Source organism: Pseudomonas sp. MBLB4136, assembly GCF_051904765.1.
GTDB lineage: Bacteria > Pseudomonadota > Gammaproteobacteria > Pseudomonadales > Pseudomonadaceae > Aquipseudomonas.
The window spans coordinates 4,160,771-4,185,742 of the sequence record NZ_CP196713.1; the positions used below are offsets into that span (position 1 = coordinate 4,160,771).

The 24,972-nt window shown below is 67.0% G+C and carries 21 protein-coding genes and 1 pseudogene; 10 read left to right on the top strand and 12 right to left on the bottom strand.

Annotation, left to right across the window (positions count from 1 at the left end):
- The first annotated feature begins 208 nt into the window (after window positions 1-208).
- The 6 genes from ACSX1D_RS19160 (at window position 209) to ACSX1D_RS19185 (ending at window position 6,877) form a co-directional block, all read left to right on the top strand.
- On the top strand, window positions 209-1,276 hold the full coding sequence (locus ACSX1D_RS19160; RefSeq protein ID WP_439859975.1) for a 4-oxalomesaconate tautomerase: 1,068 nt from the start codon (window positions 209-211) through the stop codon (window positions 1,274-1,276).
- A 96-nt stretch (window positions 1,277-1,372) separates the two neighbouring features.
- The gene (locus ACSX1D_RS19165; protein ID WP_439859976.1) at window positions 1,373-2,698 is read left to right on the top strand and encodes an OprD family outer membrane porin; all 1,326 of its coding nucleotides are present in this window, start codon (window positions 1,373-1,375) and stop codon (window positions 2,696-2,698) included.
- 122 nt (window positions 2,699-2,820) lie between these two features.
- A complete protein-coding gene (locus ACSX1D_RS19170) occupies window positions 2,821-3,804 on the top strand; it encodes a Bug family tripartite tricarboxylate transporter substrate binding protein (protein ID WP_439859977.1) in 984 nt (327 codons plus the stop codon).
- A 51-nt stretch (window positions 3,805-3,855) separates the two neighbouring features.
- The gene (locus ACSX1D_RS19175) at window positions 3,856-4,311 is read left to right on the top strand and encodes a tripartite tricarboxylate transporter TctB family protein (protein ID WP_439859978.1); all 456 of its coding nucleotides are present in this window, start codon (window positions 3,856-3,858) and stop codon (window positions 4,309-4,311) included.
- Between the two features lie 3 nt (window positions 4,312-4,314).
- Window positions 4,315-5,826 (top strand): tripartite tricarboxylate transporter permease, encoded by a 1,512-nt coding sequence (locus ACSX1D_RS19180; RefSeq protein ID WP_439859979.1) that lies wholly within the window; start codon window positions 4,315-4,317, stop codon window positions 5,824-5,826.
- Window positions 5,827-5,884: 58 nt separating this feature from the next.
- Window positions 5,885-6,877, top strand: a complete 993-nt coding sequence (locus ACSX1D_RS19185) for a D-2-hydroxyacid dehydrogenase family protein (protein WP_439859980.1) — start codon at window positions 5,885-5,887, stop codon at window positions 6,875-6,877.
- Between the two features lie 201 nt (window positions 6,878-7,078).
- Here the strand turns inward: ACSX1D_RS19185 and ACSX1D_RS19190 are convergent, their stop codons facing one another.
- The 3 genes from ACSX1D_RS19190 to ACSX1D_RS19200 form a co-directional block, all read right to left on the bottom strand.
- The gene (locus ACSX1D_RS19190) at window positions 7,079-8,461 is read right to left on the bottom strand and encodes an aspartate aminotransferase family protein (RefSeq protein ID WP_439859981.1); all 1,383 of its coding nucleotides are present in this window, start codon (window positions 8,459-8,461) and stop codon (window positions 7,079-7,081) included.
- Between the two features lie 58 nt (window positions 8,462-8,519).
- Window positions 8,520-9,944, bottom strand: coding sequence for an APC family permease (locus ACSX1D_RS19195; RefSeq protein ID WP_439859982.1), 1,425 nt, complete (start codon window positions 9,942-9,944; stop codon window positions 8,520-8,522).
- Between the two features lie 61 nt (window positions 9,945-10,005).
- Complete coding sequence (locus ACSX1D_RS19200; RefSeq protein WP_439859983.1) at window positions 10,006-11,499, bottom strand: aldehyde dehydrogenase; 1,494 nt, start codon at window positions 11,497-11,499, stop codon at window positions 10,006-10,008.
- A 198-nt stretch (window positions 11,500-11,697) separates the two neighbouring features.
- Here ACSX1D_RS19200 and ACSX1D_RS19205 point away from each other — a divergent pair, with 198 nt between their 5' ends.
- Complete coding sequence (locus ACSX1D_RS19205) at window positions 11,698-12,618, top strand: LysR family transcriptional regulator (RefSeq protein ID WP_439859984.1); 921 nt, start codon at window positions 11,698-11,700, stop codon at window positions 12,616-12,618.
- Between the two features lie 300 nt (window positions 12,619-12,918).
- On the opposite strand, the gene ACSX1D_RS19210 is transcribed toward ACSX1D_RS19205, so the two are convergent.
- Window positions 12,919-13,848 carry a malate dehydrogenase gene (locus ACSX1D_RS19210; protein ID WP_439859985.1) on the bottom strand — a complete coding sequence of 310 codons (930 nt, stop codon included), beginning with the start codon at window positions 13,846-13,848 and terminating at the stop codon, window positions 12,919-12,921.
- A gap of 322 nt (window positions 13,849-14,170) precedes the next feature.
- On the opposite strand from ACSX1D_RS19210, the pseudogene ACSX1D_RS19215 reads away from it, so the two are divergent.
- Window positions 14,171-14,347 (top strand): annotated as a pseudogene (locus ACSX1D_RS19215) (IS5/IS1182 family transposase); the annotation flags it as partial.
- A 70-nt stretch (window positions 14,348-14,417) separates the two neighbouring features.
- On the opposite strand, the gene ACSX1D_RS19220 reads toward ACSX1D_RS19215, so the two are convergent.
- From ACSX1D_RS19220 to ACSX1D_RS19240, 5 genes are all read right to left on the bottom strand, one after another.
- Complete coding sequence (locus ACSX1D_RS19220; protein ID WP_439859986.1) at window positions 14,418-15,047, bottom strand: LysE family translocator; 630 nt, start codon at window positions 15,045-15,047, stop codon at window positions 14,418-14,420.
- 215 nt (window positions 15,048-15,262) lie between these two features.
- Window positions 15,263-16,420, bottom strand: a complete 1,158-nt coding sequence (gene argE / locus ACSX1D_RS19225) for an acetylornithine deacetylase (RefSeq protein ID WP_439859987.1) — start codon at window positions 16,418-16,420, stop codon at window positions 15,263-15,265.
- Window positions 16,413-17,087 carry a DUF1028 domain-containing protein gene (locus ACSX1D_RS19230; RefSeq protein ID WP_439859988.1) on the bottom strand — a complete coding sequence of 225 codons (675 nt, stop codon included), beginning with the start codon at window positions 17,085-17,087 and terminating at the stop codon, window positions 16,413-16,415. Before ACSX1D_RS19230 ends, argE begins: the two co-directional genes overlap by 8 nt.
- Before the next feature lie 10 nt (window positions 17,088-17,097).
- On the bottom strand, window positions 17,098-17,520 hold the full coding sequence (locus tag ACSX1D_RS19235) for a RidA family protein (RefSeq protein WP_439859989.1): 423 nt from the start codon (window positions 17,518-17,520) through the stop codon (window positions 17,098-17,100).
- A gap of 30 nt (window positions 17,521-17,550) precedes the next feature.
- Window positions 17,551-18,864: a flavin-containing monooxygenase gene (locus tag ACSX1D_RS19240; protein ID WP_439859990.1), complete on the bottom strand. Its 1,314-nt coding sequence runs from the start codon at window positions 18,862-18,864 to the stop codon at window positions 17,551-17,553.
- On the opposite strand from ACSX1D_RS19240, the gene ACSX1D_RS19245 reads away from it, so the two are divergent.
- A complete protein-coding gene (locus ACSX1D_RS19245; RefSeq protein WP_439859991.1) occupies window positions 18,847-19,140 on the top strand; it encodes a hypothetical protein in 294 nt (97 codons plus the stop codon). The genes ACSX1D_RS19240 and ACSX1D_RS19245 overlap by 18 nt on opposite strands.
- Before the next feature lie 7 nt (window positions 19,141-19,147).
- On the opposite strand, the gene ACSX1D_RS19250 is transcribed toward ACSX1D_RS19245, so the two are convergent.
- Window positions 19,148-20,926 carry an acyl-CoA dehydrogenase C-terminal domain-containing protein gene (locus tag ACSX1D_RS19250; protein WP_439859992.1) on the bottom strand — a complete coding sequence of 593 codons (1,779 nt, stop codon included), beginning with the start codon at window positions 20,924-20,926 and terminating at the stop codon, window positions 19,148-19,150.
- 187 nt (window positions 20,927-21,113) lie between these two features.
- Window positions 21,114-22,079: a LysR substrate-binding domain-containing protein gene (locus ACSX1D_RS19255; RefSeq protein ID WP_439859993.1), complete on the bottom strand. Its 966-nt coding sequence runs from the start codon at window positions 22,077-22,079 to the stop codon at window positions 21,114-21,116.
- A gap of 213 nt (window positions 22,080-22,292) precedes the next feature.
- Between ACSX1D_RS19255 and ACSX1D_RS19260 the strand changes: the two genes are divergently transcribed.
- The gene (locus ACSX1D_RS19260) at window positions 22,293-23,528 is read left to right on the top strand and encodes a TauD/TfdA family dioxygenase (RefSeq protein WP_439859994.1); all 1,236 of its coding nucleotides are present in this window, start codon (window positions 22,293-22,295) and stop codon (window positions 23,526-23,528) included.
- A gap of 127 nt (window positions 23,529-23,655) precedes the next feature.
- Here ACSX1D_RS19260 and ACSX1D_RS19265 read toward each other — a convergent pair whose 3' ends face one another.
- Window positions 23,656-24,945 carry a diguanylate cyclase gene (locus ACSX1D_RS19265; RefSeq protein WP_439862368.1) on the bottom strand — a complete coding sequence of 430 codons (1,290 nt, stop codon included), beginning with the start codon at window positions 24,943-24,945 and terminating at the stop codon, window positions 23,656-23,658.
- Window positions 24,946-24,972: the final 27 nt, after the last annotated feature.

The window sequence follows — 24,972 nt, forward strand, 5'->3', positions numbered from 1 at the left end:
AATTAGTGCCTTTTATTGCTAAAGAATCATCAAGCGACCGGAGCCAAACCTTGAGTTTGCTGGGGTCACAGCGATTCGCGAGAAACCCATTCAACATTAATGTTCAAAACGCAATAAACGCAACGATATATGCAATATACAAATCAAAATCCGCCGATCAATATTCGCTTCACGCAACAAACGATAGCTTTATTGCAGCGGAGACATCATGCAAGCCATTCCTTGCGTTCTTATGCGCGGCGGCACCTCCCGGGGCCCCGTATTCCTCGCCAACCACCTGCCGAGCGATACCGCGCAACGCGATGAGCTGTTGCTGAAGATCATGGGCTCGGGGCATGAGCTGGAGATCGACGGCATCGGCGGCGGCAGCGCACAGACCAGCAAGGTCGCGATCGTCAGCACCTCCAGCCACCCTGGCGCGGATGTCGACTACCTGTTCGTGCAGGTGATGGTCAACGAGCGGCGCGTCGATACGGCGCCGAACTGCGGCAACATGCTCTGCGCCATCGGCCCGTTCGCCATCGAGCACGGCCTGGTCAATGCCGCGGCGCCGGTCACCCGGGTGCGCATCCGCAACGTCAACACCAACACCCTGATCGACTCGGAGGTCATGACCCCCAATGGCCGGGTGCGCTATGAGGGCGACACCTGCATCGATGGCGTGCCCGGCAGCGCGGCGCCGATCAAGCTGACCTTTCTCGATGCCGCCGGGGCCAAGACCGGCCGCCTGCTGCCCACCGGACAGGTGCGCGACTGCTTCGACGGGGTCGAGGTGACCTGCATCGACATGGCCATGCCGATGGTGATGATGCACGCCGATGCGCTGGGCAAGAGCGGTTACGAAAGCCCTGCCGAACTGGATGCCGACCGCGAGCTGCTGGCGCGCCTGGAGAGCATCCGCCTGCAGGCCGGCCGCGCCATGGGCCTGGGCGACGTGTCGCAGATGGTCATCCCCAAGCCGGTGCTGCTGTCCCCGGCGCGCAGGGGTGGGGCGCTCAATACCCGCTACTTCATGCCGCACAACTGCCACCGCGCCTTGGCCGCCACCGGCGCCATCGGCCTGGCCAGCGCCTGCGCGCTGCCGGGCAGCATCGCCCATGACCTGGCAGCGGTCAGCGGCGCCGGCCTGGTCAGGCTGGAGCACGCCGGCGGGCAGATCGAGGTCTCCCTGGAGCCGGCCGCTGGCGACTCGCACGAGGCCATGCGCGCCTCGCTGATCCGCACCGCCCGCCGCCTGTTCACCGGCGACGTCTACGTACCCAACGCGCGCCGCTAGCGCGAGCCAAGGGCGAGCGCTGCCTGACGCCCGTCCAGCTACTACCGAACCGACCCTCGCTGCGGCGAGCGTCACTACCCGCAACGGAGAGAAACGATGCGTTTCAATAAGAATAAGATCACCCTGGGACTGACCCTGACGCTTACCGCCAGCCTGACCCTGCCGCTCAGCGCCATGGCCCTGGACACCACCGGCCACTCCCTGGAACTGAAGGCGCGCGGCGTGCACTTCGACCGCGACTTCGAGACCGACAGCAACGACCGCACCCAATCGGCCCTGGGCCTGCAGCTCAATTACGAATCGCCCTACTTCGCCGACATGATCGGCGTCGGTGTCTCCGGTTACAGCGTCAACAAGCTGAATAACAGCGGCAGGAACACCTCCGACGTGCTTTCGGTCGACAACAACGGCGAGCTGCATGACTCCTTCGGCCAGATCGCCCAGGCCTTCGTCAAGCTCAAGTACCAGGACCTGGCCAGCGCCAAGCTCGGCCGCCAGCTGCACAAGACCCTGCTGCTTTCCAGTTCGGGTAGCCGCGCCGTGCCGAACACCTTCTCCGGCGGCAGTTTCCAGCTCATGCCGCTCAAGGGCCTGAACCTGTACGGGGCGCGCTACAACGAGTGGTCGTCGCGCTCGGACAGCTCCTTCGCGGCCTTCAAGACCGACAACTCCGCCGATGGCGCCATCGACTACATCGACAACCTGGGCGTCAGCTACGTCGCCGGGCCCTTCAGCCTCAACCTGGAACACCTGCGGGCGCAGGACTTCCTGAAGAAGACCGGCCTGGTCGCCGCGTACGACTTCAAGCTGGCCGAGCAGTCCAGCCTCAAGCTCACCGGCGGCATCCACACCTCCAGCGATGACGGCAAGCTCTTCGTCACCGGCGCCGAAAGCGCCGAACTGGACGACGAGGACGTGCTGGGCGCGAAGAACGGCGTGACCGCCAGCGACAACGACGGCCAGGGCATCTACCTGGCCGCCAACTGGAAAATCGGCAACCTCGAACTCGGCGCGGCGGCCGCCAAGTTCGACGGAGCCTGGATCGAAGACAACTTCGCCGGCGACCACGGCACCAATCCCTTCCCGACCGGCGGGGTACTGGCCGACTTCACCAACAACGACGAGAAGGTCTGGATGCTCTCGGCCGGCTACGACTGGAAAGACCATGTCAGCGGTCTGAAGACGGTCGTCAGCTACAAGAACGGTAGCGACGCCAAGAACAGCGCCAACGCCGCCCTCGGCGAAGCGGACGAGAACGAATGGGCCTTCGACCTGACCTACCAGGTTCCGGCCATCAAGGGCCTGGCCGTTCGCTACACCTATCTCGACTACCACTCGGACAAGACCGGTCGCCTGGATGGCGTGAAGGAAGACGATACCGACCACCGCTTCTACGTCGACTACAGCTATCGCTTCTTCTGATCGAGATCACCCGGCTCCCGGCTGGGAGCTGACGAAAGACCCTTGACTCCCAGCCAAATCGTGTCGTGCTGATAGCACGGCGTTCAACTCCTGCAAACAAATCCAAGAACAGGAACACCAAGATGAAAACTGCAAGCCTCAGCAAACTACTGCCCCTCGCCTGCGCCATGCTGCTGGGCAGCTTCCAGGCCCAGGCCAACGAGCCTTCGCGTCCCGAGTGCATTGCCCCGAGCAAGCCCGGCGGCGGCTTCGACATGACCTGTAAGCTGGCCCAGGCCGGCCTCAAGGACCACAAGCTGCTCGACTCCCCCATGCGCGTCACCTACATGCCCGGCGGTATCGGCGCGGTGGCCTACAACTCCATCGCCGCCAACCGCCGCGACGAGGCCGGCACCCTGATCGCCTTCTCCGGCGCCTCGCTGCTCAACCTGGCCCTGGGCAAATACGGCCGCTACGACGAGAACGCGGTGCAGTGGCTGACCACCATCGGCACCGACTACGGCACCCTGGCGGTGCGCGAGGACTCGCCGTTCAATACCCTCGACGATGTGGTCCAGGCGCTGAAGAAGGATCCCAAGAGCATCACCGTCGGCGGCGGTGGCAGCATCGGCGGCCAGGGCTGGGCGAAGATCGCCCTGCTGGCCAAGGCCGCCGGCGTCGACCCCCGCGAGCTGCGCTACGCCGCCTTCGAAGGCGGTGCCGAGCACTACATGGCGCTGATGGGCAAGCACGTCGACCTGGTGACCGGCAGCGCCAGCGAGATCCGTGCGCAGAAGGCCAACAAGATTCGCCCCCTGGTGGTCTACAGCGAAGAGCGCCTGCCGGGCGAACTGAACAACGTGCCCACCGCCAAGGAACAGGGCTACGACATCCAGTGGCCGCTGATCCGCGGCTACTACATGGGCCCGGACGTGAAGCAGGAACACATCGACTGGTGGAAGGCGGCCTTCGCCAAACTGCAGGACTCCCCGGAGTTCCAGCAGTACCTGCAGGATCGCGATGTGATTCCGCTGGCCGTCACCGGCCCGGCCCTGAACGAACTGGTCAAGCTGCAGGTGGAGAACTACCGCAAGCTGGGCGAAGAGTTCGGCCTGGTCGGCGAGTAACGCCCTGGAGGCCGAGCCACCCCGGCGGGTGGCTCGGCCAGGAGAATTGAGATGCACGATCGAATCTTTGCAGGCTGCAACCTGCTGATCTGCGCCGCCCTGGCAGCTCTGGCCTGGGGCTACCAGGCCCCCTTCGCCTACGAGCCGGTGGGGCCCAGAGCCTACCCCCTGCTGCTGCTGGCGCTGCTGATGCTTGGCGCGCTGTGCCAGCTGCTCAAGCCCGCCCGGCAGAACCGGGAAAACGCGGAACCGCCACTGGATCGGCATGTCATCGGCAAGATCGCCCTGTGCATCAGCGTGATGCTGGTCTACGCGGGGCTGTTCGAGCTGTTCGGTTTCATTATCAGCAGCGCGCTGTTCGCCGCCGTCATGGCCTACCTGTACGGCGCCACCCGGCTGCAGAGCGGACTCGGTGGCGTGCTGATCGCCGTCGGCCTCTACCTGCTGTTCGACTATGGCCTCGATGTGCCTCTGCCCCTCGGCATGCTCACGAAACTTGGGAGCTGACCCATGGACACCCTTCACTACCTGGGCCTCGGCTTCGGCGTAGCCCTGACCCCCTATAACCTGCTGACCGCGCTGTGCGGCACCCTGATCGGCACCGTGGTCGGCCTGCTGCCGGGCCTGGGGCCGGTCAACGGCGTGGCCCTGCTGATCCCGATCGCCTTCGCCCTCGGCCTGCCGCCGGAAACCGCGCTGATCCTGCTGGCGGCGGTGTACCTGGGCTGCGAGTACGGCGGGCGAATTTCCTCGATCCTGCTGAACATCCCCGGTGAAGCCTCGGCGGTGATGACCACCCTCGACGGCTACCCCCTGGCCCAGCAGGGCAAGGCCGGCATCGCCCTGTCGCTGTCGGCCTGGAGCTCCTTTATCGGCGGCACCATCGCCACCATCGGCGTGGTCCTGTTCGCCCCACTGCTGGCCAAGTGGGCGGTGGCTTTCGGGCCGGCCGAGTACTTCGTGCTGATGGTCTTCGCCGTGGCCTGCCTGGCCGGCATGGCCGATAACAAGCCGCTGAAGACGGCCATCGCCGCGCTCATCGGCCTGGTCCTGTCCTGTGTCGGCATCGACGCCAACAGCGGCGTGTACCGCTTCACCTTCGGCAGCCTCGGCCTGGCCGATGGCATCCAGTTCATCGTCCTGGTGCTCGGCCTGTTCAGCATCAGCGAGATCCTGGTGCTGCTGGAGCGCACCCATCATGGCCACAAGGCGGTCTCGGCCACCGGGCGCATGCTGTTCAACCTCAAGGAAGGCGCCTCGGTGCTGGCCACCAACCTGCGCAGCGGCCTGGTCGGCTTCGTCCTCGGCGTGCTGCCCGGTGCCGGCGCGACCCTGGCCAGTGCCGTGGCCTACATGTCCGAGAAACGCATGGCGACCCGCGACAACCGGTTCGGCAAGGGCGACCTGCGCGGCCTGGCGGCGCCGGAAACCGCCAACAGCGGCGCGGCCTGTGGCTCCATGGTGCCGATGCTGACCCTCGGCGTGCCCGGCTCTGGCACCACCGCGGTGATGCTCGGCGCGCTGACGCTGTACAACATCACCCCGGGGCCGATGCTGTTCCAAAACCAGCCAGACGTCGTGTGGGGGCTGATCGCCTCGCTGTTCATCGCCAACGTCATGCTGCTGGTGATGAACGTGCCGATGGTGCGCGTCTTTACCCGCATCCTCGCGGTGCCGACCTGGGCGCTGGTGCCGGCCATCGCCATCATCACCTCGATCGGCGTGTACGCGGTGCACTCCACCACCTTCGACCTGTTCCTGATGATCGGCATCGGGGTGTGCGGCTACATCCTGCGCAAGCTCGACTACTCGCTGTCGGCGGTACTGCTCGGTTTCATCCTGGGCGGGATGATGGAGGACAACCTGCGCCGTGCGCTGTCACTGTCCAACGGCGAGCTGAGCATCCTCTGGGGCAGCCCGATCACCCTGGCGGTGTGGGCGCTGGTGGCACTGATGGTCGCCTTGCCGATGCTGCGCGCCTGGCGTGGTCGCCAGCGCGCCGCCCTGCAGGCCGCCAGCTGAGGCTCGTCGCATACCAGAGGAGGGCAAGGGCGAGTCGCTCGCCCTTGCAGCACAGACCATGCATATCGCCATACCCGACGACTACCAGCACGTCATCCGCTCCCTCGACTGTTTCTCCCGGCTCGAGGGTCACCGGGTCAGCCTGTTTCATGACGCCCAGAGCGACCTGGAAGTGCTGGCGCAGCGCTTCGCCGACGCCGACGCCCTGGTGCTGACCCGCGAGCGTACGCGGATCGATGCCGATCTGCTGGCGCGCCTGCCCCGCCTCAAGCTGATCAGCCAGACCGGCAAGGTTGGCCCCCATGTCGACCTCGAGGCCTGCACCGCTCGGGGTGTCGCGGTGATGGAGGGCCGCGGTTCGCCCATCGCCCCGGCGGAACTGACCTGGGCACTAATACTCAACGCCCGGCGCCAGCTGCTGCCGGCCATCCAGGGCCTGTACGCGGGGCACTGGCAGACCAATCTCGGCGAACGCCTGTATGGCCAGACCCTGGGCATCTGGGGTTACGGGCGGATCGGCCAGCGCCTGGCGCGCTACGCCCAGGCCTTCGAGATGTCCGTGGTGGTATGGGGCAGCCAGGCCTCGCGGGACGCGGCGGTGCGCGATGGCCATCGTGCCGCCGACTCCAGGCAGGCGTTCTTTGCCGAGGTCGATGTCCTCAGCCTCCACCTGCGGCTGACGGAGAGCACCCGGCATTGCGTTGCCCGCGACGACCTGCTGCAGATGAAACCCGGCGCCCTGCTGGTCAACACCAGCCGTGCGCAACTGCTCGCCCCAGGCGCCTTGCTCGAGGCATTGAGCGCAGGCCGTCCCGGGTATGCGGCACTGGACGTACTGGAAGATGAGCCGGTGCTGGACGAAGCGCACCCATTGCTCAACCACCCACGGGTCCTCTGCACGCCGCACCTGGGCTATGTCGAAAAGCACAGCTACGAGCTGTATTTCGGCGATGCCTTCGCCAACGTGCAGGCGTTCTTCAGGGGCGAGCCTTGCGAGCTGGTCAACCCACAAGAGCTGCGACAACACCGCCCCGAATTGGCGGCGCAATAGCTAGAAGTCGGCCGTCAGTGAGCGGCGCACCGTCCTGACGGCCATCCAGCGTTTCCCTGGAGGTAGACCTGTCCGTCCTGCGCGACGCCCATGGATTGCATGGCTACGCCACACGACGCTGGCCCAATAGCGGCGATCTGCGGCCCGTGCTGCAAGCCAAGGCTTACAGCGCGGCCAAACCCCGCGGATACCGGCTGCGGCCTAGAGCACGCCGAGCTCCATGGCGGTGCGATCCACCGCCACTTTGGTCTTGGCCACCAGCTCGTCGAGCTCGTCGCGGCTCGCCACCAGGGCCGGCGCCATGATCATCCGCCCGCCGGTGGCGCGGATGATCAGCCCTTCCTCGAAGCCGATGCTGCGGCAGCGCCAGGTGATGTCCGTCTCGTTGGCGAAGCGCTTGCGGCTGGCCTTGTCCTCGGCCAACTGCAGGGCGGCGACCAGCCCCGTGCCCTGGATCTCGCCGACCAGCGGATGATCGGCAAACACCTGGCGCAGGCACTGCTGCAGGTAGGGGCCGGTGTCCGCCTTGACCCGCTCGACCACGCCCTCGTCGCGCAGCGCCTTGATGTTGGCGATGGCCACCGCCGCCGCCACCGGGTGGCCGGAGTAGGTCAGGCCGTGGGCATAGACACCGCCCTGCTCCACTAGCACCTCGGCGATGCGCTTGCTCAGCACCAGTCCGCCCATGGGGATGTAGCCGCTGGTCAGGCCCTTGGCGATCGACAGGGTGTCGGGCTCGAAGCCGAAGTGCTGGTGGGCGAACCACTCGCCGGTGCGGCCGAAACCGCCGATCACCTCGTCGGCGCACAGCAGCACGTCGTACTGGCGGCAGATACGCTGGATCTCCGGCCAGTAGCTCTCCGGCGGGAAGATCATGCCGCCGGCGCCCTGGAACGGCTCGGCGACGAAGGCGGCGACGTTCTCCGCGCCCAGCTCGAGGATCTTCTCCTCCAGCTGCAGGGCGCAGCGGCGACCGAACTCGGCCGGGCTCAGCTCGCCGCCGGCAACGTACCAGTAGGGCTCGTCGATGTGGGCGAAGTCCGGCAGCATGCCGCCCATCTCGTGCATGAAGCCCATGCCGCCGAGGGCGGTGCTGGCCAGGGTGGAGCCGTGGTAGCCGTTCCAGCGGCCGATCATCACCTTCTTCTGCGGCTGGCCGAGTATCTGCCAGTAGCGCCGCACGGTGCGGATCAGCACCTCGTTGGCCTCCGATCCGGAGTTGGTGTACACGGCGTGGCTGTAGTGGCCGGGCAGCAGGCTGAACAGCTGCTCGGACAGTTCCACCACCGCCGGGTGGGTGGTGTGGAAGAACATGTTGTAGTAGGGCAACTGCTCCAGCTGGCGGCTGGCGGCGGCGGCCAGGTCCTGGCGACCGTAGCCGAGGTTGGTGCACCACAGGCCGGACATGCCGTCCAGGTAGCGCTTGCCGTCGCTGTCCCACAGGTGCAGGCCCTCGCCACGGACGATTACCCGCGGGCCTTCGGCATTCAGCGCCTTCTGATCGACGAAGGCATGGATGTGGTGAGCCGCGTCCAGTTCTTGGTAGTCACGGGTGGAGCGGGTGGGGGTTTGCAAGACTGTCATGGCAGCGACCTCGCCTGTCTGGGGTTATCGAAGGCCGGGGCCGTGCCCCGGCGGTAAGTCATTTGCGCGCCAGCACCTGGTCCAGCGGCTCCGGGGTGAACAGCGGCTTGCGCATCACCAGCTTGATCCACAGCACCGCGATCAGCGCCACCAGGCCCAGCACCACGCCGGCACTGGTGAAGATCGACGCGGTCATCTCCGGCGCCGGCGACACGTAGTAGATCGACACCAGCATGCCGGCGATGCCGAGCAGCTGTGGCAACGGGTAGAAGGGCGTCTTGAACGGCCGCGCCAGCTCGGGATAGCGCCGGCGCAGGGCGATCACGTCCAGGTGGCAGATGATGTAGGCCAGCAGCCAGGCGATCGCCGCGGCCAGCAGCAGCAGGTTGATCGCGTCCGGCCGGTCGCCCATCAGCAGCACCGGCGCGCCGGTGATCAGGGCGACGAACAGCACCGCCACCCAGGGCGTGTTGGTGCGCTGGCTGAGGCGCTTGAACTGCGGGAAGGCCTGGCCGTTGACCGCCATGCCGTAGAGCATGCGCGGGATCGCCGCCAGGGAGGTGTTCAGCGTGCTGCAGGTGGCGGCAGTCGCGGCGATCACCAGAAAGACCTTGCCGCCCTCGCCGAGCAGGGCGGTGGCGAACAGGTAGTGCGGCAGCGCCGCGCCGGCCAGCTCGTCCTGCGGTACATAGAACAGCGCGCCGATGGCATACAGGGCGATGGTGATGAAGATCACCCCGGCGCCGAGCATCATCGACCAGGGAATGCTGCGCTCCGGCTCGCGCGCCTCCTCCACCAGCGGGCAGACGAACTCGGCGCCGACGAAGCCCCAGATGGCCAGCGCCACCAGGGTCAGCACCCCGGCGCCGAGCGGGTTCCAGTCGTGGGTCAGGGCCTGGGTCAGCGCCGGCTGGCTGCCGCTCTCGGTCATGGCGGTCAGGCCCAGGGCCAGCAGCACCACCACCATCACCAGGGCCAGCACCGATTGCAGGCGGGCGAAGATGTCGATGCCCAGCAGGTTGAGCAGGGTGAACAGGACCAGCACGCCGAAGGCGACGCTCATCGGCGGGAACAGCCCCGGATAGACCTCGCCGACGATCAGGTCGAGCAGCAGCAGCTCGGCGGACAGGGCGAACATCGCCACCACCACGTAGCCGGAGAAGGTGGCGAGGATCGCCGGGAAGTGTCCCAGGGCCACCTCGGTGTAGCTGCTCAGGCTGCCGGCGCGGGGGATCATCAGCGCCAGCTCGGAGAAGGAACAGATATAGGTCAGCGCCAGCAGGAAGGCCAGCGCCAGCGGGATGAGGAAGCCCAGGCCGGCGATGCCGGCGCCCTGCAGCATCAGCACCATGACGCCCTGCGACACCACCAGGCCGATGGCCACGGCGAGCAGGGCGCCCAGGCCCAAGCTGGGTTTGCGCCGGGCGGCGAGCGGAGCGCCGTCGGCGAGCGGTGGGGAGAGGCTGATATCGGGATCGTACATGGGGAGTTCTCCTGCGATCTTGTTGTTGTGCCAGGGGGAACGCAAAGGGTCCGTGCGCGGCTCAGCCGCGCAGCTGGACCCAGGTGGTTTTCAGGTGGCTGTACTTGTCGAAGGCCTGCAGCGACAGGTCGCGGCCGAAGCCGGACTGCCTGCAGCCGCCGAACGGCACGCAGACGTCGAGGGCGTCCACCGTGTTCACCGACACGGTGCCGACCCGCAGGCGGCGGGCCACACGGTGGGCGCGGTTGAGGTCGTCGCTCCACAGCGAGGCGGCCAGGCCGTAGACGCTGTCGTTGGCCAGACGCACGGCCTGCTCCTCGCTGTCGAAGGTGCTGACCGCCAGCACCGGGCCGAACACCTCCTCGCGAGCCAGGCGCATGTCCGCGCGCACGCCGGTAAAGATGGTCGGCTGGATGAAGTTGTCGCAGCCGTTGATCGACACCCGCTGGCCGCCGCAGGCCAGGCGCGCGCCCTCACCCTGGGCCTGGTCGATGAAGGCCATGATGCGTTCGCTCTGCCGCGCCTCGACGATGGCGCCCATGGCGCTGGCCGGATCCAGCGGGTCGCCCGGCTGCCAGTCGCGGGCCTTGGCCAGCAGGCGCTCGACGAACGCGTCGTGGATCGAGCGCTCGACCAGCAGCCGCGAGTTGGCCGAGCAGACCTCGCCCTGATTGAAGAAGATGGCGAAGGCGGCCTTCTCCGCCGCCAGGTCCAGGTCCTGGCAGTCGGCGAACACCAGGTTGGGGCTCTTGCCGCCACACTCCAGCCACACCTGCTTCAAGTTCGACTGGGCGGCATAGGCCATAAAGTACTTGCCCACCTCGGTGGAGCCGGTGAAGGCCAGGCAGTCGACGTCCATATGCAGGCCCAGGGCCTTGCCGGCGGTCTCACCCAGGCCCGGCACCACGTTCAGCACCCCGGGCGGCAGGCCGGCCTCCAGGGCCAGCTGGCCCAGGCGCAGGGCGGAGAACGGCGACTGCTCGGCGGGCTTGAGCACCACCGAGTTGCCGGCCGCCAGGGCCGGCGCCAGCTTCCAGGCGGCCAGGTCCAGGGGGAAGTTCCAGGGCACCACCGCGCCGATCACCCCCAGGGGCTCGCGGCGGATGGTCGCCAGGGCGCTGTCGGCGGTGGGCGCCACCTGGTCGTAGAGCTTGTCCAGGCTCTCGGCGTACCAGGCGAACACCTGCGCCGCGCCGGGTACATCGAGGTCGTAGGCGTCACGCACCGGCTTGCCCATGTTCAGCGAGTCGAGCAGGGCCAGCTCCTCACGGTGGGCCAGGACCAGCTCGGCCAGGCGCAGCAGCACCGCCTTGCGCTCACGTGGCGCCATGCGCGGCCAAGGGCCCTGTTCGAAGGCGCGGCGGGCGCTGCGCACTGCTGCGTCGATTTCGAGCTCGCCACAGGCGGCCACCTCGGCCAGGCGCCGGTTGGTGGCCGGATCGATCGCGGCGAAGGTGACGCCGGAGGCCGCCGGGCGCAGCTGGCCGTCGATCAGTGCCTGGGTGATAAAGCCTTGTTGGGCAGCCCGCTGCTGCCAGTCGCTCAGTTGCAACATCGTTCCTCGTCCCGACCGACGCGGCGGTCTCAGTGGTGATCGAGGTCGATGGTGGCCCAGCATCGGGTTCAGGAAAATTAGTAAATATATGCTCGCAGGCCATGAAAAAACTGGGCTGCCCCACGGCCGGCCTGGGGTATGTTGGGGCCTCGAATTCCATGACAAGACGGCTTTGCAGAGCCGCGACCAGAGGTAGCCATGGCGACCTATACCCTGCGCCAGCTCAAGTATTTCGTGACCACGGTGGAGTGCGGCAGCGTGGCCGAGGCCTCGCGCAAGCTGTACATCGCCCAACCGTCGATCTCCACGGCAATCAAGGGCCTGGAGGAAAGCTTCGGCGTGCAGCTGTTCATCCGCCACCATGCCCAGGGCGTATCCCTGACCCCAAGCGGCGCACGCTTCTACCGCAAGGCCCAGGAGCTGCTGCGCATGGCCCACGAGTTCGAGCAGAACGCCCTGGCCGACAACGACGTGGTGGCCGGGCAGATCGACATCGGCTGCTTCGAGACCGTCGCCCCGCTCTACCTGCCGCGGCTGATCGCCGGCTTCAACGCCCTCTACCCCGGGGTGGAGATCCGCCTGCGCGACGGCGAGCAGCAGGAACTGGTGCAGGGCCTGACCGCCGGGCGCTTCGACCTGGCGATCCTCTACGCCCACGACCTCGACGGCACCATCGAGTGCGAGCCGCTGATGACGCCGGCCAAGCCCTACGCCCTGCTGCCCGAGGGCCATCGCTTCACCGGCCAGGCCCAGGTGTCGCTGCGCGACCTGTGCCTGGAGCCGATGATCCTGCTCGACGTGCAGCCCAGTCGCACCTACTTCGTCAGCCTGTTCGAGGAGCTGGGCCTGACGCCGAACATCGTCTTCAGCTCGCCGTCCATCGAGATGGTGCGCGGCATGGTCGGCCAGGGTTTCGGCTTCTCCCTGCTGGTGACCCGCCCGCACTCGGAGTGCACCTACGACGGCAAGAAGGTGGTGGCGGTGGAAGTCGCGGAAGAGGTCACCGGCTCCGGCCTGGTGGCCGCCTGGCTCAAACGCGCCCAGCTGACCAAGCCGGCGCAGCTGTTCGTCGAGTTCTGCAAGGAGCAGTTGGCACCGGCAAGCGCGGGCGGGGCATAGGCGCTGGGGTCAGGCCGTTCCACCCGAGCGGGCTGCCCTCGGCGACTGGCGGATATGGCCCAAGAGCTGCCGGTGGACAACCAAGGGTTGTCCACCTTACATAGCTGGCAAAAAGCCCTGTTCTAAGGGTGATTGAAAGCATTGATCCCGAATTACACTACTCCGGGGCTCTCCCGGTATCAGGATAGTTGTCGCCTGGTCGGATTCATCACTTGGCCGGATCAAGGCCAATAGCTGTTACCCAGGCGTTGACGATTCGAGCGTATTGCCAAGTGGCTCCACTCCCCCTTGCGCACCCGTTCACAAGGCATTCATTTCAGCAATATCACGCACCACCTGATCTGCAGAGCGGTCGAACATCGCCTGCTCCTGCGCATCCAGAGGCAACTCGATCACCCGCGCAACCCCCTCCTCTGCCAGCACACAGGGGACACCCATGGCGATGCCAGTTCGCCCGTACTCGCCCTCGAGAATCGCGACCGCCGGCAGAATGCGGCTTCGCCCATTGGCGATAGCATCCACCATCTGCGCAATGGCCACGCCCGGCGCATCGCAGGCGCTCCCCAGCTTCTTCAAACCCAGAATCTCGCCGCCACCCTGACGGGTGCGCTGCACAATTTGCTCTATCTGCTGGCTGGACAGGAAGTGGGACAGCGGCACCGAACCGACCGTGCAGTAGCGCATCAGCGGCACCATGCTATCGCCATGCCCGCCCAGCACCAGCGCCGAGATATCCCGAGCAGAAAACCCCGTCGCCTCGGCAATGAAAGTCTTCATGCGCGCGGTATCCAGCACCCCCGCCTGCCCGAACACCTTGTCGCGTCCCAGCCCGCTGAGAGACCAGGCCCGATAGGTCAGCACGTCGACCGGGTTCGACACCACCAACACGGTGGCAGCCGGAGCATGCCGCTTAATATCCAGCATGATGCCATCGAGAATTGGCAGATTGGTACTCAGTACATCCTGGCGCGACTGACCGGGCTTGCGCGGCACACCCGCCGTGATCACCACCAGGTCGGAACCCTGCAGCAATTCGGCATTGGACCCGCCGGTAACCCGGGTATCAGAGCCTGACTCAACTGCCGCCTGCCAGACGTCCAGCGCCTTGCCCTGCGCCAACTCGCCCTGCACATCGATCAACGTCAACTCACGACAGAACTCTTCCCGGGCGATGATCTGAGCCGCCGCCTCACCCACCATACCGGCACCCACAATTGATAGCTTGTTCACAAGCACCTCCTCGCGGCGCGAGCCACCAGCACCGCGCCACCTATAGAGAGAAGTATTACCCGCTAATGCAAAAAGGCCACCCGACGGTGGCCCGTAGTTATTCTCTGCCTGTGTTTGAGCGACGTCGTTCGACTCCCGGTGCCTCTGATACTGGCGGGTTCTCCCTTCGCCCGCTGCTCATTTTCGTCTTCGTTCAGGGCGGCGCCCTGGGCTTCGATAGCCTCCGCGAAACCTTGGCCCCTGGTCTTCTTCTGGCCCGGGCCGTGTAAAAGCGTCGGCATCGACCGTGCGGTGATGGATTCGAGATCCGCACGGGGCGCCAATGAAGCGCTCTATCCAGAGCGGACAGCGAGGCCAAGGCGCGCTGCTTCCAGAGAGCCTCGGTGACTACGTGGCGGACACCAGCTCGGTGCCTGTGGTCGATGTTTTCGTCGATGAACCCGACCTTGGTCAGCCGGGTTTCGACGGTGTCGTGCCAGGTGAAGCCGGCAGGCCAGCCTAGCTGCTGACGGTTATCAAGAACTCAAGCCCGATAACAACTGATGGCAGGCCGAAAGAAACAGCACTGCTCAGCCGGGGCGCGGCATCACCAGCAGGCGCAGCGCCAAGCCGCCGAGGACGCCCGCCAGCCCCCAGCGCTGCAGGCTCCGGGCCCGACGCCAACCGCCGAGGGCGCGGCCGAAGGTGCCGCCGAGCAGGCCCAGAGCCAGGTGAAAGAGCAGGGCCAGCAGCGTCAACAGAGCGCCCAGCAACAGGAGTTGTGCGGCCAGCGCTCCGTTTGCCGGGGCCACGAACTGCGGGAGGAACAGGATGAAGAACAGCAGCGCCTTGGGATTGAGCAGGCTGTTGAACATGGCGCGCAGCATCACCGCCCGCAGAGGCGTCCGCTCACCGGCCTGCCCTGCCCCCGATCCTTCGCTACGCAGGGCCCGGTAGGCCATCCATAACAGGTAGGCGGCGCCGCAGTAGCGGATCAGGTCGAAGGATGGCGGCCAGGCCGCCACCAGGCCGGTCACCCCGGCGGCTGTGAGCAGCGAGAGGATCAGGTCGGCCAGGGCGATGCCCAACGCGGCCGCCACTCCGCCACGCCAGCCGTAGTGCATGCCGTGGCTCATGACGAACAACATGTTGGGCCCCGGCACCAGCAACAGCAGGGTCACCGCGCCAACGAACAGCCCCAGTGTGTGCGCTTCCAGCATCGTCCTGTGCTCCCGTCGCTCACCGCCAGCCACCGTGGCTGCGCGTCGAGTTCGACAGTAGCCAATCGAACGGATCTTGGGCCCGCTACAGCTGGGTTGTTTAACGTCGGCACACTTTGCCGCCTGTAAAAAACCTCCTGGCCGAAAGCGGTGGAAAACGCTTTGCGGTTTTCCACCCTACGCCTATTGGCGTCGCGCTATAGGGTGACATGGGTTCAGCGCTGCAACCACTCGGCCAGCCGCACCAGCATGGCATCGCAGCCATCCAGCTGGGCCTGAGTGACGAACTCGTCCGGCTTGTGGCCCTGCTCCATGCTGCCGGGGCCGCAGACCACCGTGGCGATGCCGGCCTCGGCGAACAGGCCGCCCTCGGTGCCGAAAGCCACGGTGCCGAAGTCGCGACGGCCGCTGAGCAGCGCCAGCAGCTCGGCCGCCTCGCCGTCCGGCGCGGTGGCCAGGGACGGGTAGGCGGACAGCGGCTGCAGGTCGATGGCGCTGGCGTCGCTGCGCGCGCGCATCTGCGGCAGCAACTCGGTCTCGGCGTAGTCGCGCAGCGCGTCGGCGACCTCCCGCGGATCGTCCTCCGGCAGGGCGCGCACCTCGAAGTCGAACTGGCAGTCGGCCGGCACTATATTCAGCGCCCGGCCGCCCTGGATCAGCCCGGTCTGCACGGTCGAGAACGGCGGGTCGAAGCGCGCATCCTGACGCTCGGGGGCGGCCAGGCGCTGGCCGATCTCACCCAGCTTGCCGATCAGCCGCGCGGCGTACTCGATGGCGTTGACCCCCAGGGGGGCGTAGGCCGAATGGCAGGCAGCGCCGTGTACCTGGCAGCGCATGGCCAGCTTGCCCTTGTGGCCGAGCACGGGGCGCAGTTCGGTGGGCTCGCCGATCAGGCACAACGCCGGTTTGTCCGGCCGCGCGGCCAGCGCCGCGACCAGGCTACGCACGCCCAGGCAGCCGACCTCCTCGTCGTAGGAGATAGCGATATGCAGCGGCCGGCGCAACGGCCGGGCGAGAAAGCGCGGCAGGCTGGCCAGCACGCAGGCGATGAAACCCTTCATGTCCGCCGTGCCGCGGCCGTACAGGCGGCCGTCGCGCTCGCTCAGGCGGAACGGCTCGACCGTCCAGGCCTGGCCGTCCACCGGCACCACGTCGCTGTGCCCGGACAGCATCACCCCGCTGGGGCCCTCCGGGCCGAGGCGGGCATAGAGGTTGGCCTTGGTCCGCTCGGCGTTGTAGTCCAGCTTGCAGGCCAGCCCCAGGCCCTCGAGGTAGGCGCGAATGAAGGCGATCAACGCCAGGTTGGAGTCGCGGCTGACCGTGGGGAAGGCCACCAGCTCGGCCAGCAGCTCGCGGCTGCTCAGCTCACTCATCCCCGGGCACCCCGTAGCTCGGCGCGCGGGTCGGGTCCAGGGCACGGGTCACGTAGTCGCGCATCTGCGGCCGGTAGGCGCGCCACAGCCTGTCCAGCTCGCCGATGGGATCCTGCTCGGCCCAGTCCACCCGCAGGTCGACCAGCGGCCAGGTCAGGTCGTCGACCACCTGCAGCGCCGCCGAATGCACCGGGCCGGCCTCGCCGCCGGCGGCCATGGCCGCCTGCAGGGCGGCCAGCAGGCGCTCGGCCAGCGGCCCGGAGCCCTGTTCGAAGGCGTGCACCATGGCCTCGACCACCCCGCGCTCGGCCAGCAGGTTGCCGGCGGCCACGCACTGTTCGCCGGCCCGGGCGTTGTGCACGCCCAGGGCCTGGCTGCCGGTGAACAGGGCGCTGCGGCCCTGGCTGTCGAGCAGCGCCACCTGGCGGTACTGGCTGTAGCCGTTACGGGTCAGCGCCTTGTCCAGGGCCGCGGCCGGTTCCAGGCCGCTCTCCAGCGCATCGAGGATCTGCGGGCCGAGGGCCGGCAGGGTGATGTTCTGGCTGGCCACCGCGCCGACCCCGGCGCGCAGCCAGGGACAGCGCGCGCCCACGGCGATGCTCGAGGAGCTGATGGCGATGCCCAACTGGCCGGTTTCGGCGCAGCGGCCGACGATGGAGAAGGTCATGGCGCGCGCCTCATCGTTGCCAGTGGTCGGGAATGACGGCGATCACGTCGATCTCCATCAGCCACTGCGGCTGGCCCAAGGCGCTCACCACCAGGCCGGTGGAGATGGGGAACACGCCCTTGAGCCATTTGCCGACCTCCTGGTAGACCGCCTCGCGGTAGCGCGGGTCGATCAGGTAGGTGGTGGTCTTGACGATATGGCTGAGGTCGCTGCCGGCCTCCTCCAGCAGTTGCTTGACGTTCTTCATGGCCTGCTCGGCCTGGGCCCGGGCATCGCCCAGGCCGACCAGGCGGCCGTCGAAGTCGGTGCCCACCTGGCCGCGTACATAGACGGTGTTGCCGGCGCGCACGGCCTGGCACAGGTCGTTGTCCAGGCTCTGGTTGGGGTAGGTGTCTTGGGTGTTGAACATGCGGATGCGGGTATGGGTCGGCATGGCGGTGCGTCCTTCAAACTGTGGGTGGAGTCAGGCGTTCTGGCGCTGCTCGGCATCGCGGTAGGCGAGGTAACTGCGCTGCGTGGCGATATGCCCGGCGATGTGCTTGGCGTCGTGCCACACGCCCCAGATAAACGAGGAGCCGCGGCGCGACAGCCAGGGCAGACCGAGGAAGTACACCCCCGGCTCGCGGGACACGCCGCGCTGGTGCTGGGGCTTGCCCTGGGCGTCGAAGGCGTCGACCTGCAGCCAGCCGAAGTCCACGGCATAGCCGGTGGCCCAGATGACCGAGCGGATGCCGGCCTCGGCCAGGTGCAACTGGCGAATCGGCTCGCGCACGCATTCGGCATCCGGGTAGCGGCGGCGCGCCTCCGGTTCCTCCGGCAGGTCCAGGCCGTTGCGGGCGACATAGGCGTCGGCCGCATCCAGCAGGGCCAGGTAGTTCTCATCGCCCGCGGCCAGGTTGCCGACCAGGTCGTCCCGGAATGTCACCACGCCGCCCTCGAAGGACTGGGTCAGGCCGACCAGGGTCATGCCCTCGCCCGCCAGGCGGCGGAAGTCGATGGTCTCGCCGCCGCGGGCGCCGCTGACGGCGATGGTCACGTGCTCGCGGCCAGGCTGCACTTCCTCGGCGTCCCACAGGCCGAGCACGCCCAGCCACCAGCAGAAGTCGCGGCCCCGGTAGGTGCGCGGCGGGCGGTCGTGGGGGCCGACCGAGAGGTAGACCCTGCGCCCGGCCCGCATCAGCTCGTCGGCGATCTGCACGCCCGAGGAGCCGGCCCCCACCACCAGCACCGCGCCCTCGGGCAGCTGCTGCGGGTTGAAGTAGGCGGCGGAGTGGATCTGGTACAGCCCCTCATCCTGCGGTGCGATGGCCGGAATCACCGGGCGCTGGAAGGGGCCGGTGGCGGCGACCACCCGCTGGGCGCGGATCACGCCCTGGGAGGTCTCGATGGTGAAACCCGGGCGGTCGGCATTGCGCACCACCCTCCTCACCTCGACGCCGGTGCGAATGGGCGCGGCGAACTTCTCGGCATATGCCTCGAAGTAGGCCGCCACTCGCTCCTTGGAGGCGAAGGCATCGGGGTCGAGGTCGTCGAACTCCAGCCCCGGGAAGCGGTCGTGCCAGGCCGGGCCGTTGGCCACCAGCGAGTCCCAGCGCCCCGTCCGCCAGGCCTCGGCGATGCGGTTCCTCTCCAGCACCAGATGGGGCACGCCGAGCGCACTGAGGTGCTCGCTCATGGCCACGCCGGCCTGGCCGGCGCCGACCACTAGGGTGTCGATATCCAGGGTTTCCAGGGCCTGGCCGGCACACGGCGGCCAGGCTTGGTTGAGATCGGTCATGGCTTGCTTCCTCTGATCCTGATCGGTTGCGGCTATCTGTGGGTGATGGCCGCATTCTGGTCAGGCTCAGGGGTTCGCGAAATTATGATTTTTGTCGTCGCTGGCGAGGAAAAAGCTGCCTGTACTGCAAACTCGGGGCCTGCGGGGCAGAAGACAGTGGCTATAGGTTTTTTAGTTTCAGGGGAGATGATTAAACGAGCTTCGCCGACGGCGCGTCGGGCGCTGAGCCTGAAAAACAAAAGCCCCGGCACTGGGCCAGGGCTTTGGCGTTGCTAAGTGCCGCTTAGAACTGCGACGCGTCCAGCAGGTACAGGCTCTCGCTGCCGGCCTTGACCGAAGCGCTGAGCGAGTGGATGCGCGGCAGCAGGCGGGCGAAGTAGAAGCGCGCGGTGCCGAGCTTGCTGGCGTAGAAGTCGTCCTCGCTCTCCTTGCCCAGGGAAGCCTTGGCCATCAGCGCCCACATGTAGGCGTAGGCGGTGTAGCCGAACACGTGCAGGTACTCCACCGAGGCGGCGCCGATTTCGTTGGCGTTGACCTTGGCCCGCTCCAGCAGGTCGGCGGTCATCTGCTCGAGGTTGGCGATGGCGCCCTTGAGCGGCTCGGTGAACTCGGCCAGGCTGCTGTCGGCCGAGTCGGTGAAGGCCTTGATCTCTTCGGCGAAGTGCTTGTAGAAGGCGCCGCCGCTGCCGATCACCTTGCGCCCGACCAGGTCGAGGGCCTGAATACCGTTGGTGCCCTCGTATATCTGGGTGATGCGGCAATCGCGCACCAGCTGCTCCTGGCCCCACTCGCGGATGAAGCCGTGGCCGCCGAACACCTGCTGGCCGTGGACGGTGGTCTCCAGGCCCATGTCGGTGAGGAAGGCCTTGGCCACCGGGGTCAGCAGGGCCACCAGCTCCTCGGCGCGCTTGCGGGTCGCCGGGTCCTCGCTGAACTTGGCGGTGTCCAGTTGCATGGCCACGTAGCTGGAGAAGGCGCGACCGCCCTCGTTCAGCGCCTTCATGGTCAGCAGCATGCGCCGTACGTCCGGATGGACGATGATCGGGTCGGCAACCTTGTCCTTCTCCTGCGGGCCGGTCGGGGCGCGGCTCTGGATGCGCTCACGGGCGTACTCGATGGCGCTCTGGTAGGAGCGCTCGCCGGTGGCCAGGCCCTGGATGCCGACGCCCAGGCGCTCGTAGTTCATCATGGTGAACATGGCCGCCAGGCCCTTGTTCGGCGCATCGATGATCCAGCCGGTGGCGCCGTCGAAGTTCATCACGCAGGTACTCGAGGCCTTGATGCCCATCTTGTGTTCGATCGAGCCGCAAGACAGGGCGTTCCGCTCGCCCAGGCTGCCATCGGCATTGACCAGGAACTTGGGCACCAGGAACAGCGAGATGCCCTTGGGCCCTGCCGGGGCGTCCGGCAGCTTGGCCAGCACCAGGTGGATGATGTTCTCGGTGAGGTCGTGCTCGCCGCCGGTGATGAAGATCTTGGTGCCGCTGACCTTGTAGCTGCCGTCGGCCTGGGGCTCGGCCTTGGTGCGGATGATGCCCAGGTCGGTGCCGGCGTGCGGCTCGGTCAGGCACATGGAGCCCGCCCAGGTGCCTTCGTACATCTTCGGCAGGTACTGCTGCTTGAGCTCTTCGCTGGCATGGGCATGGATCGACAGGCAGGCGCCCGCGGTCAGCATCGGGTAGAGGCCGAAGGACAGGTTGGCCGAGTTGACCATCTCCTCGACCTGGGCCGAGATCACCTTGGGCATGCCCATGCCGCCGAATACCGGATCGCCGCCGACGCCGACCCAGCCGCCTTCGGCATAGGCCCGGTAGGCTGCGGGGAAGCCGGTCGGGGTGCGCACGGCGCCGTTGTCCCAGGAGCAACCTTCCTCGTCGCCGCTGCGGTTCAGCGGGGCAATCAGCCCGGCGGTGACCTTGCCGGCCTCCTCGAGGATCGCACTAGCGGTGTCTTCATCCACCACCTCGGCCAAGGCCGGCAGTTCGGCCCACAGCTTGGATACTTCGAACACTTCGTTGAGCACGAAGCGCATGTCGCGCAGGGGAGCTTGGTAATCAGCCATGGGAAATCCTCGAACATACCAACGGACTTACAACAGGATTGAGAGCCTACCAAGGATACATTCGATACGCATAAGGTCTTTTTGTGACCAATCGTAATGATCGCGTCACCAGCCCACTTCCACGCCGCCAGATCCAGCCGCTCGACAGTTCGCCCGGATCACAACCAGGCCACCCCCTCCACCCGGCTCAATCGGCACTGTGACTGGCCAGCCAGTCCCATAACTTCTGCGCCGGTTCGCGCAGCTGGCGCCGGCGCGGGCGCACCAGCCAGAAGCGCTCCGGGGTGGCCACGAACAGGTCGAAGACCGGCACCAGGCCGAGGCGCACTTCCCGCTGCCAGCGCATGAACAGGTTGCGGTGCGCCAGGGCGATGCCCATTCCCTGGCGCGCCAGCTCCAGCGCCATCACCTGGGTGTCGCAACTGACCCGATGGGTACGCCGCTCCAACTCCGGGACCCCGGCCGCCGTCAGCCAGGCGCGCCAGCCGACGGCGAAACCCACCGAATGCAGCAGCGTCTCGCCGGCCAGATCCTGGGGACTTTGCAGGCGGGCCGCCAGTTCCGGCGCGGCCAGGGCCATCATCTGCTCTTCGCCTTGGCCCAACGCGATGCACTCGAACTCCTCCCAGTCGCCGCGCCCGTAGCGGATCTCCATGTCGGCGCCCTCGCTGCCGAAGTCATTGATCCAGAAGCCGCTGGCCAGGTGCAGGGCCACCTCGGGATGGGCACGGTGAAAGCCGATCAGCCGCGGCGCCAGCCAGGCCTGCTGGGCCAGGGGCGTGGCGCGCAGCGTGACCGGGGCATCCCGCGACAGGCCGAACACCTCGGCCGTGCTGTCACGCAGACGGGCGAAGGCCGCCTGGATCGACGGCAGCCAGGCCTGCCCGGCCAGGGTCAGGCTCAGGCTGCGCGGATGGCGCACGAACAGTTGCTGGCCGAGGCGGTCCTCCAGCAGACGGATGCGCTGGCTAACGGCCGACTGGGTAATGTTCAGCTCGCGCCCTGCCGCGGTGAAGCTCAGGGTGCGGGCCGCCACCTCGAACGCCTCCAGCCACAACAGTGGCGGCAACTCCTGGGTCGAGCCCGGCAAGCCCGGGAGCAGGCCGCTCGTGACCGAGGCATAGACCAGATCGGAACGATGGGCATCTGGCATGACGAAGACTCCGGGGATACAGACAATGCCGCCAGCATAGCCGCATAAGGCAAAGATAGGTATTAGCTCAGCTTGGCCTTAGTGCACGAATTGATCGTTTGTCAGGCTACCTGGCAAGCCCCACTCTAGAGCCGCACCTGGCCTTGGCCGCAGCGCAATTCCTCGGCTGGCCCAGTTCCCTTTACACGCGATGCGCTCTAGCGGAGACACCCGATGACTGCCAGCCTCACCCCCCCAGCCGCAGCCGCCAATTCACTGAGCAGCCCGGTCGACATGAAGGAGTATGGCCACTACGCCAGCTCGCTGCCGATCATCGCGGCTCGCTACCAGGAGTCGGCCGTCCAGGTCGACTGGCAGGTGCTGGAAACCATCGAGAGTGCGGAGTTCCCGCTGCTGTGGCTGCGCGACCATTGCGCCTGCGATGCCTGCCGCCACCCGCAGACCTACGAGCGTACCCAGTTCATCCTCGACCTCCACCCCAGCGTCGTCGAAGTTGCCCCCGGTATCTGCGTAGCGGACGGTCACCTGACGCTGACCTGGAGCGACGGCCACCTGAGCCGCTTCGACGCCGGCTGGCTGTACCAGCTGCGTCCGCACCAGCAGGCCTGGCAGCCATGCATCGTGCCGGCGAACGTCGCCTGGGCCGAGGACTTCATCCCCCATCGAACCGACTTCGCCGACTACATGGCCGGTGGCAGAGCGCGCCTGGATTGGCTGCATGCGCTGTGCCGCGATGGCTTTGCCATATTGCAGGACGGCCCGCACGAAGGCGGCGAGATCGACCAGGTGGCGGCCACCATAGGTCCGATTCGCGCCACCAACTTCGGCGGTCGCTTCGAGGTCTACAGCAAGCCCAAGCCGAACAACGCGGCCTACACCGCCCTGGGGCTGGAGCTGCACACCGACCTGACCAACTGGAAGAATCCGCCGGACATCCAGATGCTCTACTGCTTGGCCAATAGCGCCCAGGGCGGCGAGTCGATCTTCGCCGACGGCGTCGCCGTGGCCGAGGCCCTGCGCGCCCAGGACCCGGAGGCCTTCCGCCTGCTGGCCGAGACGGCGATCGATTGCCGCTTCGCCGACGAGGAGACCGACATCGTCACCCGCGCGACCGTCATCCATCTCGACGAGAACGACCAGGTCATCGAGGTACGCTTCAATAACTGGCTGCGCGACAGCCTGCGCCTGCCTCCGGCACAGATCATGCCGTGGTACCGCGCCTATCTGGCCTTCTGGAAGATCCTGCGCTCGCCGCGCTACCGCCTCGACCTGCGCCTGGCCGCCGGCGAGATGGTCGCCTTCGACAACCGCCGGGTCATGCACGGGCGCAAGAGCTTCGACCCGCAGACCGGCCATCGCCACCTGCAGGGTTGCTATGTCGATTACGACATGGTCGAGTCGGCCCTGCGGGTCACCGCTCGCCAGTCCGCCGGGGTCCGCGCCGAGTAGGCTGACATGGGCTGAACGACGCCCGCTCCGACAGACAAAGCCCGCCAAATGGCGGGCTTTGTTTTGGGCTGGAGCTATTCAGGGCTCGCTTAGCCAGTCGACACGCCACTGGCCGGACGCGGCCGGCTCAGGCACCCGTCCCGCGCAACCTGACCGCGCCACGCCGTTGACCGTGGCTGCGGATGCAGTTGCGCCCGGCGCCCTTGGCGCTGTACAGGGCCTGATCGGCCGCCTTGATCACCTCTTCCGGGTTGCCTTGCTGCGCGCCGCGCTCGGCCACCCCCATGCTCAGCGTCACCGACACCTCGCCGGCGCCGGTCCGGCCGCGGCGCCGCCGACCCTGCTGGTCATCCTCCGGGCGGCTCTGCTTGTCACGCAGCTGCAGGCGATAGTTTTCCACCGCCTGGCGCACCGCCTCCAGGTGGGGCAGGCACTCATCGAGCGTCCGGCCCGGGAACACCAGGGTGAACTCCTCGCCGCCGTAGCGGTAGGCCTTGCCCCCACCACCGACCTTGCGCAGCTGGCTGGCGACCAGACGCAACACTTGATCGCCGACATCATGACCATGGCTGTCGTTGAATTTCTTGAAGTGATCGACGTCGGCCATGGCGATCACATAGTTGCGACCCAGGCGTTGCAACCGCTCGTTCAGCGCGCGCCGGCCCGGCAAGCCAGTGAGCTCATCGCGAAAGGCCATCTGATAGGCCTCATGGGCCACCGCTGCGACCAGCATCAGCATCACCTGGCTGCTCATCACATTCAGCGCATGGGGCTGGGTGAAGATATTGGGCAACATCCACAACAGTCCGCCCAACCCCAGCAACTGCGCCGCATGCAGCGGGCGCGGAGCGCGCAGGTACTGCACCAGCAGGAGGACGAAGCCCATCAGAAACAACGGGTAAGCCAGCTGGACCAGGCTCATCCACTCGCCGTGCAGGGCCGGCCAGCGGATCACCGCCAGCCACTGCAGCAGCGCCTGCGGATAGCGCTGCGCCAGCGCCAGGGCGACGCTCCCGAGCGCCAGCAACACAGCGGCACGGGCGACCAGGTCCTGCAGCAGATGGGTACGCTCGCGCCACGCCGCGTACAGGCCGTAGAGCAGCGGCAGCAGCACGCTGCAAAGGTGGAAGACCAACGCCGCATCGCCGCGCACCCGGCCCTCGGCGCGGTAGTAGTCGAGCTGGATATCCAGGAGGAAGTAGCCCAGGTAAAGCACCAGCAGCAGGAACAGCTCGCGCTGGCGGCCGTAGACCAGGCAGAAGGTACCGCCCAACAGCAGCAGCAGGGTCGGCAGCACATTGAACAGGGAGGTGAAGAATTCGCTCAGGCTCGGCAGGCCGCCCGCCAGCATGCCGCCACTGAGCAGCAGCAGCGAGGGCAGAAAATGGCTGAGGCGCACGGCAGCGAGGCGCGACAAGGCAAACTCCAGAGACAACACCGACAG